At 68.8% G+C, this 16,213-nt stretch carries 13 protein-coding genes; 10 read left to right on the forward strand and 3 right to left on the reverse strand.

What is annotated here, in order from left to right; genetic code table 11:
• Positions 1 to 228 (reverse strand): hypothetical protein (locus MY520_RS21755; protein ID WP_436694657.1); only part of this gene is annotated, 228 nt, incomplete at its 3' end.
• A 618-nt stretch (positions 229 to 846) separates the two neighbouring features.
• On the reverse strand, positions 847 to 1,455 hold the full coding sequence (locus MY520_RS21760; RefSeq protein ID WP_436694658.1) for an amphi-Trp domain-containing protein: 609 nt from the start codon (positions 1,453 to 1,455) through the stop codon (positions 847 to 849).
• 1,025 nt (positions 1,456 to 2,480) lie between these two features.
• On the opposite strand from MY520_RS21760, the gene MY520_RS21765 reads away from it, so the two are divergent.
• The 3 genes from MY520_RS21765 (at position 2,481) to MY520_RS21775 (ending at position 6,032) form a co-directional block, all read left to right on the forward strand.
• The gene (locus tag MY520_RS21765; RefSeq protein WP_436694659.1) at positions 2,481 to 3,431 is read left to right on the forward strand and encodes a VOC family protein; all 951 of its coding nucleotides are present in this window, start codon (positions 2,481 to 2,483) and stop codon (positions 3,429 to 3,431) included.
• 196 nt (positions 3,432 to 3,627) lie between these two features.
• Positions 3,628 to 4,551: a LysR family transcriptional regulator gene (locus MY520_RS21770; protein WP_436694660.1), complete on the forward strand. Its 924-nt coding sequence runs from the start codon at positions 3,628 to 3,630 to the stop codon at positions 4,549 to 4,551.
• 503 nt (positions 4,552 to 5,054) lie between these two features.
• Positions 5,055 to 6,032 carry a VOC family protein gene (locus MY520_RS21775; RefSeq protein WP_436694661.1) on the forward strand — a complete coding sequence of 326 codons (978 nt, stop codon included), beginning with the start codon at positions 5,055 to 5,057 and terminating at the stop codon, positions 6,030 to 6,032.
• A 17-nt stretch (positions 6,033 to 6,049) separates the two neighbouring features.
• On the opposite strand, the gene MY520_RS21780 is transcribed toward MY520_RS21775, so the two are convergent.
• Entirely contained in the window at positions 6,050 to 6,826 is a 777-nt protein-coding gene (locus tag MY520_RS21780; protein WP_436694662.1) for an IclR family transcriptional regulator, read from the reverse strand.
• 329 nt (positions 6,827 to 7,155) lie between these two features.
• Between MY520_RS21780 and MY520_RS21785 the strand changes: the two genes are divergently transcribed.
• The 7 genes from MY520_RS21785 (at position 7,156) to MY520_RS21815 (ending at position 16,199) form a co-directional block, all read left to right on the forward strand.
• Positions 7,156 to 8,544, forward strand: coding sequence for an FAD-dependent oxidoreductase (locus tag MY520_RS21785; protein WP_436694663.1), 1,389 nt, complete (start codon positions 7,156 to 7,158; stop codon positions 8,542 to 8,544).
• Between the two features lie 946 nt (positions 8,545 to 9,490).
• On the forward strand, positions 9,491 to 9,994 hold the full coding sequence (locus MY520_RS21790) for a nuclear transport factor 2 family protein (RefSeq protein WP_436694664.1): 504 nt from the start codon (positions 9,491 to 9,493) through the stop codon (positions 9,992 to 9,994).
• 54 nt (positions 9,995 to 10,048) lie between these two features.
• Complete coding sequence (locus tag MY520_RS21795) at positions 10,049 to 11,347, forward strand: cytochrome P450 (protein ID WP_436694665.1); 1,299 nt, start codon at positions 10,049 to 10,051, stop codon at positions 11,345 to 11,347.
• A 2-nt stretch (positions 11,348 to 11,349) separates the two neighbouring features.
• On the forward strand, positions 11,350 to 12,585 hold the full coding sequence (locus MY520_RS21800) for an NAD(P)/FAD-dependent oxidoreductase (protein WP_436694694.1): 1,236 nt from the start codon (positions 11,350 to 11,352) through the stop codon (positions 12,583 to 12,585).
• A 15-nt stretch (positions 12,586 to 12,600) separates the two neighbouring features.
• On the forward strand, positions 12,601 to 12,921 hold the full coding sequence (locus MY520_RS21805; RefSeq protein WP_436694666.1) for a 2Fe-2S iron-sulfur cluster-binding protein: 321 nt from the start codon (positions 12,601 to 12,603) through the stop codon (positions 12,919 to 12,921).
• 118 nt (positions 12,922 to 13,039) lie between these two features.
• Positions 13,040 to 14,500, forward strand: a complete 1,461-nt coding sequence (locus MY520_RS21810; RefSeq protein ID WP_436694667.1) for an aldehyde dehydrogenase — start codon at positions 13,040 to 13,042, stop codon at positions 14,498 to 14,500.
• A gap of 70 nt (positions 14,501 to 14,570) precedes the next feature.
• The gene (locus MY520_RS21815; RefSeq protein WP_436694668.1) at positions 14,571 to 16,199 is read left to right on the forward strand and encodes a GMC family oxidoreductase; all 1,629 of its coding nucleotides are present in this window, start codon (positions 14,571 to 14,573) and stop codon (positions 16,197 to 16,199) included.
• Positions 16,200 to 16,213 lie beyond the last annotated feature (14 nt).

Genomic DNA, 16,213 nt, shown 5'->3' on the forward strand with positions numbered 1-16,213 from the left:
GAGGCGCTGCTTCGACGGCTCGACCCAGTCCCCCACCTCGGACTTCCTGATCTCCGCCCGCAGAGCCGCAGCGGCGTCCCTCCTCGTTCGAAAGCCACGCTTCAGGACGACGCGCCTCGTGCCGTCCTCCCGCTGAGCGGAGTACTTGATCAGGAAGCGCGGACCGGCGTTGGTCGCGTACTCACTGATGCTGCCCTCGCCCGCCTGGCGGCGCCGATGCTTGGCCATCCGCCGACCTCCCGCCGAGTCGCGTGTCCCAGGCCCATCCCGGCCTACTCCCGGCGCGAGACCTCCGAGAGCCGCAGCCGCAGATCTGTGGACGAGCAGTCGCCCTGTGGACCGCGACGTCAGCGATCGACCCAGCACCGTGCGGGCAGCCTTCAGCGGAGCATCGCGCCCTCTTCTCCAGTTCTTCTCCGGTAGACCACTGGAGGTCGTCGGATCGCCCACTCGGCGCGTACGGAGGTGGATTGACGAACGCGCAGGGGTGACGGGCCGTTGCCGAGCTCGACCACGCCGATCAACCCTTGACGGTGCCCGAACCCCCAGTCACATTCGAGGGGTTCACCACGGTTCAGCGATGTCCTATCCGCCCAGGTCGGAGCGTGCGACGTCCGCCGCTGTTCGGCCCCATTCGCCGCCGTGCCGAGGGCGCTGCTGTACCGGTTGCTGTACCTCTCCCCGCGCTCGAGCGTGTCCGGCAGTCGAGCCCAGGCCCAGCTGGCGCGGTGCTCCGACCCAGGCGGACTGCCCCTGCGGTAACGAACCTCTGAAGGGCCACACCCGGCCTGTGCAGGCAGCTCCGCCACCTCGCCGGACGGGCGGCCGGCCAGGGATTGCGGTCAATCAGTTCCCAGCGGCGCGGTAGGCCCTGAGCACCTCGTCCTTGATGCGGCCCCGCGGCGAGACGGTCAACCCGTTGGCCGCGGCCCAGGCACGCACGGCAGCAGAATCGACGCCGTTGAAGGCGTCCCGACCGGTCCCCGCAGAGGCGCTGCGACCATCGCCGGGGGGCTCGGCAGCCTCCGGCGCGACCGTCTGCACGGCCTCGGTCCCACCAGATCCGGCGTCGTCCCCGTCCGAGGCGCCGTCCTCGGCTTCATTCCGGGCCGGGGCGTCGGCTTCATCCTCCGTCGGGGCGTTCTGCATTGACTCGTCGTCCGTCGAGTCGTCCTCTTCGGACTGATCTTCCTCGGACTCGTCATCCACGGCTTCGGCGGACGCGCGGCCCGACGTCGACCACTTCAGCTCCAGCTCCAGCTCGATCTCGTCACCGTCGACCGCCAGCTCGAGCTCCCAATCGACCCGGTTGGCCACCGACAACTCCAGGGTGCTGCTCCCCAGCTGGACGGTGACCTTCCCGTCCTCACCCAGTCCCTGGGCCAACGCCGCGATGAAGCGCGCGGCCTCCTGCCGGCTCAGCGCCTGCTTCTGTTGGACTTTGACGTCCGACACGGCCTTCTCCGTTCCTCCGAGCGCGCCGCGCGGTGCGACGGCAAGTTGTGCGGAGTACACCACCTCGCGCGGCCGGCAGCTCAGGCGTCGCACTCTCCGGCAGATCGCTCCGTTCCCGGTTCACCGAGGCGAGGAGGTCTGCCTGCTGTGTGCCGCGGCCGGCGACTGGGCCAGCCCGCAGCAGGGCCCCGAAAGCGACTGCTGCACCGCAGCGGCTCGCGGCAGTGCAGTCTCGCGCTCATGCTGCGGATGAGGCCGGGTGCCCCATGACCTTCCGGTGACGAGGTGCCGGACGGCCAGGATGACCACTTCTCCCCAAGGCGACGGCTGTGGGTTCGCGAGGGTCCGCTCAGGTCCATCTGCGCAGGTCAACCGGTACACGGAACGGCAGCGGATCCAGGCGGACGTCCCGGAACAGACCCCAACGGTGGTCAACTGGTGGTCAGAAACGCGGTTCGGACCTGCGCGATCGGGAGCCTCCAACGACCGTAACGCGTTCCCTCGTGAACCTAGTTGAAGGGTCATTCCGATATTGGTCGGCGCCGACGACGAGTCGTCGTTGCTGCCGTTCGTTACCAGCGGATCTGCGCCGCCGTGCAGCGCGAGCAGCGGGCAGGAGAACTGGGCACGACATGCAGCACGGCGCCAACTTGGAGTCGGCGACGCAGGTGACCTGCGAGCGACCCACCGAGGAGCTGCTGTCGCGCCGGGGTGCTCTACCTGCTCGGTGGCGCACCGAGGTACGCAGCGGCCGGCCGCTGATCAACCGCCGAGCGCGCGCAGGCCAGCGACGGGCACGGGGAGCAGCTGCCTCTCCCCGGTTGCCGTGATGCCCGCACGCAGGACCCTTCTCGGCCACTGAGAAGGTGGCTGTGCAGGCCGGTGAGCCCTGGAGACGGTGGGGCGGGACGTCGCCGGGTGGCGACGTGGCGACCCATGAAGCTGATCGAACGATCTCGCCCCCAGGGTGGCCACCGCGGGAGGGCCGAGGTCGGGACCGCGATGGCAACGGATGGAGATACGTCGTGAGCTACCAGGTGCCGATGATGTTCCACCCGACGCTCGTCGTCGAGGACCTTGCGCAGGCCAGTGATTGGTTCCAGAGGGTCTTCGGGCGACGAGGCGTCCGGTGGGAGGAGAAGTACGACTTCTCCAAGCTCAAGGGCGACTACCCCAAGGAGTACTCGATCTTCGTCCATCTCGGCGACGTCGTCCTGGACGTTCTCTCGCCGAAGCTGCTCGAACTGCCAGACGGCATGGAGAACCTCTACCCGGCGGGAGAAGGACTCACCGACATCGCCTGGTACACGGAGGACGCCCGGCAGGTCGCACGTCACCTGGTCGAGAACGGCATCCGCGTTCGCGATCAGGGAGGAAGACTGGTCGATGACGGCAACCTCCCGCCGTCGAGCCTCGCGGACGACATGTACATCCTGTGGACGCTGCCGGAGGACACCGGCCTCACCTACGAGTTCCTCGAGATGGGACGGCAGCACCGGGAGTTCTACTCGCGGGCGGGGGATCCGCGCCTGGCACCGGACTGGACCCTTCGTCCACCGCGCGACGACGACCCGCTCGGCATCGTCAGGAGTCTCCAGCACACGATTCTCACGACGGACCCCGGTCGCGCGGGGCGTCTCTACACCGGGGTGTTCGGCGGGGTCCCGCTCGCGTCCGGCCGCAACGACCACTGGGAAGCCGACAGCACCTTCGTCGAGTTCGCGGGCTCGGTCCTGGAGTTCGCCCGGCCGCGTTCCGGGACGGTCACCGACGTCTTCACCGGAGAGACCACGGCCTTCGACAGTTACGTGGGGATGACCTTCCAGGTCGTCGATGTCGAGCGGGTGACACGGCACCTGGAGAGCCACGGCATCGGCGTCGAACGGTCGGCTGCGACCGTGTCGACCATTCCGGAGGACACGATGGGCGTGCGGTGGACGTTCACCGAGCACGGCCACGGGCGTCGGAGCAGCTGACCCACGGCCGATCTGATGACCCGCGCAGTGATCTCGGACGGTCGTGGAACGCGTGACGCCTGGGTGAGGTGGGCGATACGCTTGACAATGCCTTCCTGAGGCTGGGAAGACCGCGCCAGGTGGTCCGAGCGGCGGTCGTGTACTGCAGCTCCGGTTCGAGGCTCCGATCCTGCAACGACGCAACCGGAGGCGACCGATGCTGGACATCGAGCTCCTCAGGACATTCCGTGCAGTGGCCGAGGAGGGCAGCATCCACGCCGGCGCTCGGAAGCTCGTCGTCGCCCAGCCGAGCGTCTCACGGTCGCTGCAACGGCTGGAGCGGGAGGTCGGTGCACAGCTGCTCGTCCGGTCGCACAGCGGTGTGAGCCTCACCCCGGCCGGAGAGGAGCTGCTGGCGCACGTCCAGGACATCCTCGGGCGGATGGATCGCGTGCCGGATCTGGTCCGCCGCGCCGCTCGGGCCACCCGTCCCGTGATCGTGGGTGCCATCGCAGGTGCTGTCGCGGCTTCGGAGCTGACGGAGGCGATCGTTGCCGGCTACGCCGAGAGCGCGCGAGGCATCGATGTCATCGTGCGGGAGCTCACCTTCGTCGACCAGTTCACACGGGTCGAGCAAGGGGACGTCGATGTCGCCCTCGTGCGGCCCCCGTACCGTGGTGAGCAGCTGGTCCTCCAGCCCCTGTTCGGCGAGCCGGTCCTGCTTTGCTGCCGCGCGGACAACCCCCTCGCACGGTTCACCAGCGTCGACATCGACGGCATCCTCGACCAGCCGATGCTGGAGATGCTCGGGGTCGCGGACTACTGGAACGACTTCTGGCTGCTGAAGCAGCAGCGAGGAACCGCCCCCAAGGCCATCAGCCGCCCCGTGGCCACGATGGCGGAACTGCGCTACGCCATGATGACGACGGGTGCGGTCATGCCGATCTCGCAGGGATCGGCCCCGTACATCGCCTCGCAGCCGATGACCTCGTTGGCTCTCCGCGACGCGCCGCTGTCCGTCGCCGCGGTCGCCACCCGCCGAGGTGAGGGGCGGCCGGAGGTGCTCGAATTCGCGGCCTGCGCGCGGCGCGTCACGAGAAAGCTGCTCCACCGCATCGAGGGCGGCGCCCTCCTCACCTGATTGCGCACCGCATCGTGTCGGGCGCGATGCGGAGGCTGCGCTGCAGCACACGGGAGGCGTGGCAGCACACGTGGAGCGGCGCCGCGAGGTGCCGGCCAGGCCACGTGGTTCGCCACCGGTTCGCAACGAGAACTCGCAGCCGCCTCGCGCGGACGGCTCCCGACGAGGGGCACGGTGGCGCCACGCGCTCGACTGCCAGACACCGAGGACGTCGTCCGCGCCGTTGGTGACGACGCCGTCACGTGGCCCTCGCGACCGACCACCGCTACAGCTCAGGTGCGTGACGGTCGGGCTCGACCGCTCCAGCGGGTCGACGTCCTGGTGGACCTCGCTGCCGCCGCTGGAGGCACCATCGTCGTGCCGGGGATCGCACACCGGCTTCCTCGGGGACCCGACCTCGGGCCAGCAGTCACCTCTCAGTGACCGAGAACGGCAGTTCCCGCTGCCGGCCGCACGCAGCAGTCTCGGGCTCGACGTCGAACCCCTGACGGGAGACAGCCATCATGACCTCGACCTCCAGCCGAGACGGGCAGATCACGGCCGCGACGCCGGCGGTGACCGCTCTCTACCATCCCACGTTGGGAGTCCATGACCTCGAGGCTGCGCGCCTGTGGTTCCGGCGCGTGTTCCACCTCCCTGACCTGCGGTGGGAGGACACGCTCGACCTCGCCCTGCTGGAACCCGACTACCCGGTGAACTACTCGTTCTTCATGTTCATCAAGGACTTCCACTTCGTGGTCCTGTGCCCGGAGCTCCATGCGCGAGGCGCACTGGCGGGACAGTCGCGCTACAGAGGAGTCCCGGAGGGCATGATCGGGATCGGCTGGTACACCGATGACGCAGTGGCGCTGTTCGAGCGCCTCGCTCAGCACGGTTTCCCGGCCCATGACCAGAAGGGTCGCGAGATCACCCCGGAGAACCCGCCCGTCTCCTCCATCGCCCCGGACATCCTCGTCGGTTTCACCTTCCCCGAGCAGGCCGGGATGCGCCACGAGTTCGAAGAGCTCGGTGAACGTCATCGGGAGTTCTACTCGCGCAAGGCCGACCCACGGCTCCGCCCGGGGTGGGTCCGACCTGCCACGGATCCGGCGGACCCCCTCCAGATCGTGCGGAGTTCCCACCACACGATCGTCACCGCCGACCTCTCCCGCGCGCTGCGGCTGTACGTGGACGCAGCCGGGGGGCGCATCGTCGCCGAGCGGGAGAACGCCGAACTGGGGGCCACCGGCACGTTCGTCGCACTGGGTGACGCGGTCGTGGAGTTCGCCGTCCCTGATCGCGACAGTTCCCTCGCCGCGCGCGTCTCCGGTGGGAACGACCACTACCTCGGCATCACGCTCCAGGTCGCCGATCTCGACACGGTCACCCGGCATCTGCGCTCGGTGGGCCTGACCCCAGGCGAGGGCACCGACGTTGTGACCATCGAGCCGCAGGAGGCCTTCGGGACGCAGTGGCGCTTCGTGCGCGAACTCCCGTACTGACCGGGTGCCTTGCCGGGTCAGCTGGACTCGGTCGCGCGGCGGATCCGTCGCCTGAGGATGGACAGGCGAGGGTCCGATGCCTGACCGTCGGCGACGCGCACCGCCCTGGAGATCGCGCGTGCCGTGGTGCGCAAGGCGGGGATGAGCGTGAGGTCGTCGATCGCGCCGACCGGGATCGTGACGGACAGCGCAGCCACCGCCGTTCCCTCGCGCCCCAGGACCGGCACGGCCACGCCCGCCGTCTGAGGGTGGATCCAGCCGCTGACCACGGCGTAGCCCGCACGACGGGTCTCTGTGACGATCTGGCGCAGCTTGGCGCGGTCGACCACCGTGGCGTCGGTGAACTGAGAGGTCTTCGCCGTCGTCAGGATGGCGTCCCGCTCGTCGGGAGGAGCGAAAGCCGTGAGCACCAGCCCGGGGGAACAGGCGAGCACCGGGAGGCGGCTCCCCGGCTGAGTGACGTTTGTCGAGCTGTTGTGCCGAGAGGTGAGCTTCTCGACGTACAGGACGTCGTTGCGGTCGAGCACGGACAGCTGCGTGTGCTGACGGACGACGGCGTGGAGATCCTCCATGTAGGGAAGTGCCACCTCCCGGAGGGTCAGGGCGCTCGAGGAGCGCGTGGCCAGCTCCCAGAGCCGGAGGCCCGTCCGGAACCGGCGCTCGGCGTCCCGCTCGAGCAGACCGCTCTTCACGAGGTCGTTGACGATCCGATGTGCGGTGGGCACCGGCAGATCAGCGCGCCGGGCGATCTCTGAGGCCGAGAGTGGGCCCTCCGGGTCCATCGCCTCGAGCACCCCGCACCACACGCTCGATCATCGAGTCACCGGGGGCAGCCATGCGGGGCCTCCTTCTCCCCGCATGGTCGCATGGTGTCGAACCGCTGCTGCCGAGATGCTGGTTCTCGCACGTCGAGAAGGGTGCTGGTCACGGCACACGGACCACGACAGCGTTGACGACACGACAGCGACCCCGCCGATGGCCGACCGTGGGGCGGACGGCCAACGGTGGGACACGGCGAGCCGTCGCCGCGCCGAGACGAACCCGCCACCGTGCGGGCACCGGACGGGCGGAGCGGCGCAGCAATCGGACACGGGATGTCCACACACACAGGACGGATGGGCAGATGTCGACGGACAGTGGCAGCTTCGACCTCGTCGTCGTGGGATCCGGTATCGCGGGCCAGACGGCGGCGACATCCGCCGCCGAGGCCGGCCTGTCGGTGGTCCTGCTGGAGAAGACCGAGGAACTCGGTGGGTCCTCGGCCATGAGTGGTGGCTGGTTCGCCTTCTCCGGCACGGACGAGCAGGCCGCGGAGGGTATCGAGGACTCGGCCGAGCTGTTCCTCGACGACCTGCTCGAGGTAGGCGAACACCGCAACGACCGGTCCCTTCTCGAGGCGTACCTGGCCCATCAGGAGGAGACCTATCGTTGGCTGAAGTCTCACGGGGTGGTGTTCCGGGAGGTCGAGATCAGCTCGGGCCAGTCCGCCCGACGCAGCCACAATGCGGCGATCAAGGACGTCCTGGCCGATCTGCACCGTGACTTCACCGCTCAGGGCGGTCAAACCAGGTTCAACCACCGGGCCACACTGCTCGTGCGCGAAGCCTCGGGCCGGGTGACCGGCGTGGTGGCCCAGACGCCCGAGGGCGAGACGCTGATCACTGGCCGTGCCGGGGTGGTGCTGGCAACCGGCGGATTCTCCCGGGGCACGGAGATGCTGAAGGTCTTCGCCCCTGAGCAGCTCGCAGCGATCCCCTACGGCGGTAGGGGCAACACCGGGGACGGTCTGCGCATGGCCTGGAAACTCGGCGCCGGCATGGCGGACATGTCGTCCGTCTCGGGCACCTACGGCTCCCATCCAGACACCGGGGAGGACTTCCACGAGTTGCTCACGGCCTACTACATGGGCGCGGTCATCGTGAACAAGGACGGCAAGCGATTCGTGGACGAGTCCCAGGACTACAAGACCCTGGGCCGCGTGGTCCTGAACCAGCCCGACGGCCTGGGTTTCGAGGTCTTCGATGCCAAGGTGCGGGCCATGTCGCACCGGGGCATCCCTCTGAAGGACATCGACACCCTGGAGGACATCGGCCACGTCCACAAGGCCGAGACCCTCGAAGAGCTGGCCGTCCTCGCGGGCATCCATCCTTCCGCCCTGGCTGCGACCGTGGCCCGGTACAACGCCGCGGTCGCCGGCGAGGTCCCGGACGAGATGGGCCGGACCAGCCTGTGCAACGGCGTCGGGGACCTGCTCCCGATCGACACCGCGCCCTTCTACGCGTACCCGGCCAAGTCCCTGATGACCACCACCTACTGCGGCGTGACGATCAACCCCTCTGGGCAGGTCGTCGACGTCGACGGTGATGTCATCGAGGGCCTGTATGCCATTGGCGAGGTCACCGGCGGCTTTCACGGCGCTGCGTACATGACCGGCACCTCGCTGGGGAAGGGCGCCGTGTTCGGTCGCATCGTCGCCGCCCACGCCGCCGCCACCACGAACATCCACGCGTGACCTGGCGCACCCGCGACTGACGGGGCGCACCGGGCCTGATGGTCTCCGGCTCCGTCATGTCGACTGCCGACCGGTGGAGGAGACCTCCGGTGCAGGTCGCCGGCGATCGCCCACGCGAGCACTTCCCACCTGAGTCTGCGGCCTACGACGGGGCCGGGAACACCCTCCCCCAGCGGCGCTGTGAGGGATGTCGGCGAATCCACACAGCCGTGTCAACGGCGGCCGAAGTCTGACCCCCTGGCGTAGAACCCGCCTGCCGCCAGGGGGTCAGTTTTCAGGCGCCGCCGACAAGCCGACTCGACGCGCTGACGCGGACGTCCCGTTCGACCATTCTCCGAACGGCATATCGAGGCCGATCGGCGGTCGCAGCCATTGCGGCGTCGCCGGTGGGAAGACAATTCGCCCCTGGTGGATGAGCCGGGCAACTCAGCCGGTCACTGGCCAACCTCCGTCGCCGAGCTCGAGGTGTGCCACTCACCGGGCTGGTCCAGCGCGGCTCCTCGTGATCTCCCACTCGCGCTCCGTCTTGGCGACCTTTCCCGCAGACGAGGCGGTCCCAGCGGCTCATCCGCAGGAGTAGCCAGCGGTTCGGCCTCGTCATGCTGGTTTCTGCGCGGGCTGCCAAACGCCAGTCGCGCCACCCGCTGGCCACACCATTCCGGATGCCCGGACCAGACACCGGCACCCGTTATCACAGCGCTCCGGGAGCGGGCTCCGGGGTGATACCGGCGGAGCATCCATCGATGCCGAATCAGCCGCTACCGAGACCTGCATCACATTGGCAGGCTCACGGCATCAGCAAGAGCGGGCGACGTGGAACGGAATGCCCCCACTTCGCAGGCCGCATCCCGCGGCAAGACGAGATCGGTCATCGGCACATCGGGCCGCCGCGGACGGACGATCCACGCCGGGCTCCTCGCGGAAGCCCATGACACAGGGAGAACCCATGACGGGACAGATCGTCACGGACAACGCGACGGTTCAGGAGCTCGCCCAGCAGCTCGATGACGTGCGGAGCCGCCTTCGCGTGCTGGAGGACAAAGAGGCACTCGCCAGCCTGATGAACAGGTACTGCCGCACCTCGGACGCCAAGGACTGGGACGCATGGATGCGGTGCTTCGTCGGGGACGCGGAGTTCGAATTCGGGCCGTTCGGCACGCACATCGGACGCGAGAAGATCCGCGAGGTCTGTGAGGCCGCCGAGGCGCCCTACCGCGACATGCAGCACTCCATGACCAACATGCAGTTCGAGATCGACGGGGACACCGCAACCGGAACGGCGTACCTGTGGTTCGCGGGCGTCCCGGACCCGTCGAACCCAGCGGAGCACTTCGACATCGGCGGTCCCTACCGCTGGGAGTTCCGGCGTACCGACGAGGGCTGGCTCCTCAGCCGGATGCACCTGCGGCTGGCGTGGACCCGCGGCAACGAGGACGCAAGCGTCTTCTGAATGACCCGCCACCCCCATCCAGGCATCGAAGACCCACTTCAGGAGGCAGTTCAGATGTCTACTCTCGTTGGCCACAACCAGGCCGTCATCCCCGACGACGTCGCCCGCTCGGTGATCCTCCCCTCCTCCTACCGGGACGAAGCAGGCATCGTCCACCCGGCCTTGACGTGGCTGCGGGCCAACATGCCGTTCGCCCGGGCGGAACTCGAGGGATACCACCCGATCTGGCTGGCGACGAGGCACGCCGACATCGTCGAGATCGAGAAGACACCGAAGGTCTTCCGCAGTGGCCTCGGCGAGCCCTACATCAACTCGATCGTCGACACCGAGTTCCTCAAGGAGATGAACGAGGGTCGGCGCGGCCTGGACACCCTGGCCAACATGGACGCGCCCGAGCACACCAAGATCAAGAACGTCACGAGTGCGTGGTTCATGCCGGCCAACGTCCGCACCCGCGAGGAGTCGATCCGGCAGATCGCTCGCGCATCGGTGGAGAAGTTCTTCTCCTTCGACGGCGAGTGCGACTTCGTCAATGACATCGCTGTCCACTATCCGCTGCGCGTCATCATGAGCCTCTTCGGCGTCCCGGAGAAGGACGAGCCGATCATGCTCAAGCTGACCCAGGACATGTTCGGCAACTCGGACCCCGAGCAGCAGCGCAAGGACGTCCCCGTGACGCCGGACGTCGCCGCCCGCGCCTGGCGCGCGGCGATCATGGAGTTCCACAGCTACTTCAACCAGCTGGCCGCGGCGCGGCGAGCGCAGCCCACGGACGACCTCGCCTCGATCATCGCCAACGCCAAGGTGGACGGGGAGTACCTGCCCGACTCCTTCGTGAACGGCTACTACATCGCCATCGCGACGGCCGGCCACGACACCACGTCCTCCACCACCGTCACCGCGATGCAGCAACTGGCGAACCACCCGGACCAGTTCCGGGCCGCGCAGGCAGATCCCGGCCTCATCCCCGGTCTCGTGGACGAGGCCCTGCGCTGGGCGTCGCCGGTCAAGCACTTCCACCGCATCGTCGGTGAGGACACCGACTTCCGGGGCCAGCATCTCGAGGCCGGACAGAGCGTCATGCTCATGTATCCCTCGGCCAACCGGGACGAAAGTGTCTTCGACAACCCGTGGGACTTCGACATCACCCGCCGCCCGAACAAGCACATCGCCTTCGGATACGGGCCGCACCAGTGCATCGGACAGCACGTGGCGAAGCTCGAGATGCGGATCTTCTTCGAGGAGCTGCTCCCCCGACTCAAGTCCTTCGAGGTCGCAGGGCCGGTCAGCTACGTCGAGGCGAACTTCCTCTCCGGTCCGAAGACCCTCCCCCTCCGGTTCACGAAGGCATGACGATGAACACCTCGGACTCGCCCGCCCGTGTCCTCATCGTCGGGGCCGGGCACGCCGGAACTGACACCGCCGTCGCCCTGCGAGAGTTCGGGTTCACCGGCGGCATCACGCTGGTCGGCGGCGAGCAGGAGGTGCCCTACCACCGCCCGCCCGTCTCGAAGGCATACCTCCACGAACACGACCAGCCCGAGGTCCTCAAGGCCCCCGGTTGGTACGAACACCACGACGTCGACCTGCGCCTCGGTGATTGCGTCGTCGAGATCGACCACTCGGTTCGTGCAGCGCGACTCGAGGACGGCACCACCCTGGGATACGACGTCCTCGTCCTCGCCACAGGTGCCCGGGCCAGAACCCTTCCGCACCGGCTTCCCGCGACGGGGTGCTGGACACTACGGACGTACCGAGAGGCGATCGCGTTCCGGGATGTGCTGCGCGCGGGTGCCCGCATGGTCGTCGTCGGCGGCGGCTTCATCGGTCTCGAGGTGGCCGCCGCCGCACGCGACTACGGCTGCGCGGTCACCGTCGTCGAGCGTGAGGCGCGGCTGCTGCCGCGCGTCGCCAGCCCGGTTCTCTCCGAGGCAGTCACCGACTACCACCGGCGTGCGGGCGTCGAGATCCTGCTCGGGGCCTCGGTGGCCGAGATCGTCGAATCAGCGGACGGCAGCGTCCGGGCCGTGCGCCTCGGCGACGGGACGGAGCTCGCGTGCGAGGCCGTGGTCGTGGGGGTCGGCGCCGAGCCCCGTGATGAACTCGCGCAGGCGATCGGCGCCCACTGCGAGAGCGGAGTGGTCGTCGACGACGCCGCCAGGACCAGCGTCACCGGTGTCTACGCGGTCGGGGACGTCACTCGCCGGCAGGTGGCCGGCTACAACGGTCGCTTTCGGCTCGAGAGCATCGCCAACGCCAGTGAGCAGGCCAGGCACGCTGCGGCCGCCATCGCCGCTGCGCACCCTCCGCGCCCCGAGGTCCCGTGGTTCTGGTCCGACCAGAGCAAGCTGAAGATCAAGATCGCGGGACTGGTCACGGGATCGACACGTCTCGTGGTGCGCGGTGATCCCCGCTCCGAGCGCTTCGCCGTGTACCACCTCGACGACCAGAACCGCCTCGTCGCCGTGGAGGCGGTGAACTCCGCCGGTGACTTCATGGCCGGCAAGAAGTGGCTCGGCGCCCGCGCGACTCCGACGCTCGACCGCCTCTCGGACACGACCGTGCCCCTGCGGGAACTCGTTCCCGCCTGACCTAGGAGAAGACCGATGATCAAGATCACCTATCTCAGCTCCGACGGCGTCGAACACCAGGTCGAAGTCGAGCCCGGCATGAGTCTCATGGAAGTCGCCGTGCTGCAGGAGGTCGACGGCATCGTCGCTGAGTGCGGCGGCGGCTGTTCCTGCGCCACCTGCCACGTCTACCTCGACGACGGGTGGAAGGAGGCGTTCGACGAGCCGGCCGAGGAGGAGTCCTCGCTGCTGGAGTTCCTCGACGAGGTCAAGCCGACCTCGCGCCTCTCCTGCCAACTGCTCCTCCGGCCCGACCACGACGGGTTGTGCGTGCGCACTCCCGCCACTCAGGGCTGAGCCCGGAGCGCCCGGCGGACACCCGACAGCCACGGCCGGTCGGCCGGGGCCGCGCCGCGCGATCCAGCGGAAACGGCACCCGACCCACCGCAGGCCCACCCACGAGACGAGGAGCGCTATGTCCTTGACGCAGGAGACCACAGTTCGCGAACGCCTCTACATCGGAGGCGACTGGATCGAGCCGGCGACGAGCCGGACGCTCACCCCCATCTCACCGTCCACCGAAGAGGCCGTCGGCCAGGTTCCGGAGGCGACCGAGCGCGACGTCGACCGCGCCGTGGCGGCAGCAGGAGCCGCGTTCGACGACCCCCAGGGATGGTCCCAGTGGGACGTCGAGCGGCGCGCCCAGGTGATGGAGCGGTTCGCCGACGCCCTGGACGAGCGCGGCAGCCAGACGGCCCACCTCGTCAGCAGCCAGAACGGCATGCCGATCAGCATGTCCCAGGCGGTGGAGGGAGCTTTCCCCGCCGTGGCACTGCGCTACTACGCCGGTCTCATCCGGGAGAAGGGCGTCGAGGAGCGGCGGGAAGGCGTCTTCGGCCGTGCCACGCGGGTGCGACACGAGCCGGTGGGTGTGGTCGCCGCGATCGTCCCGTGGAACTTCCCGGAGGCCCTGGCGTTCGTCAAGATCGCCCCAGCCCTCGCCGCCGGGTGCACCATGGTCATCAAGCCGTCCCCGGAGACGGTCCTGGACGCCTTCGTGATGGCGGAGGCCGCTCAGGAGGCGGGGATCCCGCCGGGTGTGCTCAACATCGTTCCCGCTGGCAGGGAGGTCGGCGCCCACCTCGTCGCCCACCCGGGCGTGGACAAGGTCGGGTTCACCGGCTCCACGGAGGCCGGCCGGAGCATCGGCGAGACCTGCGGACGTCTCCTGCGCCCGGTCACCCTCGAGCTCGGTGGCAAGTCGGCAGCGATCGTGCTGGACGACGCCGACCTCGGGGCCCACAGCGCGGAGTTCGTGGACGCCACGCTGCAGAACAACGGTCAGACCTGCTACGTGTGCACCCGCATCCTCGTGCCGCGAACGCGCTACTCAGAGGTGGTCGACACGATCACCGACATCGTCCGCTCGCTCCGCGTCGGCGACGCACTGGACCCGGCAACCCAGATCGGGCCGCTGGTCGCCGAGCGCCAACGGGCCCGCGTCGAGCAGTACATCGCCAAGGGGATCGCCGAGGGCGGGCGCGTGACCACGGGCGGCAAGCGGCCAGCCGACGCGGACCGCGGCTTCTTCCTCGAGCCCACCGTCTTCGCAGACGTGCAGAACCACGACACGATCGCCCGCGAGGAGATCTTCGGCCCGGTCCTCGCCGTCATCCCCTACGACTCGGAGCAGGACGCCATCGCGATGGCGAACGACAGCGACTTCGGGCTCGGCGGATCGGTGTGGAGCCGTGACACGCAGCGGGCCATCGAGGTGGCCCGGCGCGTCCGATCGGGCGGTCTCGGCATCAACTCCTACAGCCACGACATCGGCTCGCCATTCGGTGGGATCAAGGCCAGCGGCCTCGGCCGCGAGCAGGGCCCCGAGGGACTCGCCGCTTACCAGACGACCAAGACCATCTACAACGCCCCGTGACAGCCGCCGCGGATGAACTCCCGCCGGCGCAGGCACTCCACCACCAAGGACGAGGGTTGGGAACGACACCATGACCGAGTACGACTACATCGTCGTCGGCGCAGGTTCCGCAGGGTGCGTCGTCGCAGGCCGACTGAGCGAGGACGGGTACAGCGTCCTGCTCCTGGAAGCCGGCGGGGACGACGACGACGACCTCATCCGCACACCGCTCCTGTTCGCCGGTCTGTTCCAGGGGGACAAGGACTGGAACTACAACTCCGAACCCGAGCCAGGTCTCTACGGCCGGCGGGTGTACCTGCCGCGCGGCAAGGTCCTGGGCGGCAGTTCCTCGCTGAACGCCATGTTCTACATGCGGGGCACGCACGAGGACTTCGACCAGTGGGCGAACGACCACGGCGCAACCGGCTGGTCGTACGAGGAAGTGCTCCCCTACTTCAAGAGGTCGGAGACCAACGCCGACATCAAGGACGAGTACCACGGCGCCGATGGGCCGCTGCACGTGACGACCCAGCGCTGGTTCAGCGGACATGCCGACGCCTACATCGAGGCGGCCCTGAGTCTCGGGATCGAGCCCAATCCCGACTTCAACGGGGTGAAGCAGGCCGGCGTGGGTCTGCTCCAGGTGACCGCCCGCGGTGGTCAGCGGTGCTCGTCGGCCGACGCCTTTCTGCGCCCGGCGCTCGAGCGCCCGAACTTCCGGGTCGTGACCAGGGCGACGGCGCGGCGGGTCGTCGTCGAAGGAGGACGAGCAGTCGGTGTCGAGTACGAGCACAACGGCGAGATCGTCACCGCACGGGCCGCGCGCGAGGTGGTCCTCAGCGCCGGCGCCTACAACACGCCGCAGCTCCTCATGCTGTCTGGCCTGGGGCCGGCCGAGCAACTGCGCGAGGTCGGGATCGACGTCGTCCTCGAGCTGCCGCAGGTGGGACAGAACCTCCAGGACCATCCCTTCACCCTCACCCACTACTCCACCGACCAGCCCAACACCCTGGCGCTGGCGGGGGCACACGGCGCCCTCGAGGAGTGGGCCCAGTCCAAGTCGGGCGTGCTCACCTCGAACGCCGGCGAGGCCGCCGTCATGTGGCGGTCCGACTCGACACTGCCCAGCCCGGACTTCCAGATCATCTTCGTCCCCGGCTGGTTCTGGGACCACGGCTTCCGGTCGCCGTCTACACCCGGCATGTCGATCGGCCTGTCCTACAACGGTCCGTCGTCGCGGGGGTCGGTCCGACTGCGCTCCTCCGACCCGCACGCGGCACCGAGGATCGTCAGCAACCTGCTCGGCCAGCAGTCCGAGGTGGACGCCGTGCTGCGAGCGCTGGACTTCGTCAGCGAACTGACGCGACAGGAGCCGCTCGCCGGAATCCTGACGGAACGAGTGAACCCCGGCCCGGCTGTCGGCAAGGACTTGATCGAACACTGGGTCCGAGCCGAGACCCAGCACATGTACCACGCATCCGGCACGTGCCGGATCGGCTCGCCGGACACCGGAGTCGTCGATCCCGAGCTGCGTGTGCACGGCATCGACGGGCTCCGCATCGCCGACGCCTCCGTGATGCCGCTGATCACCAGCGGGAACACCAACGCACCGTCGATCATGATCGGCGAGAAGGCGGCCGACCTCCTGAAGGGCGTCCGATCCGCGCGCCAGCAGCACCACTCGCAGAACCCCGTCGCGGTGCCGACCGGCGCAGCCTGACGAGCACCTCACGA

Origin of the sequence: Geodermatophilus sp. CPCC 205506 (genome assembly GCF_051383635.1) — a bacterium.
Lineage (GTDB): Bacteria > Actinomycetota > Actinomycetes > Mycobacteriales > Geodermatophilaceae > Geodermatophilus.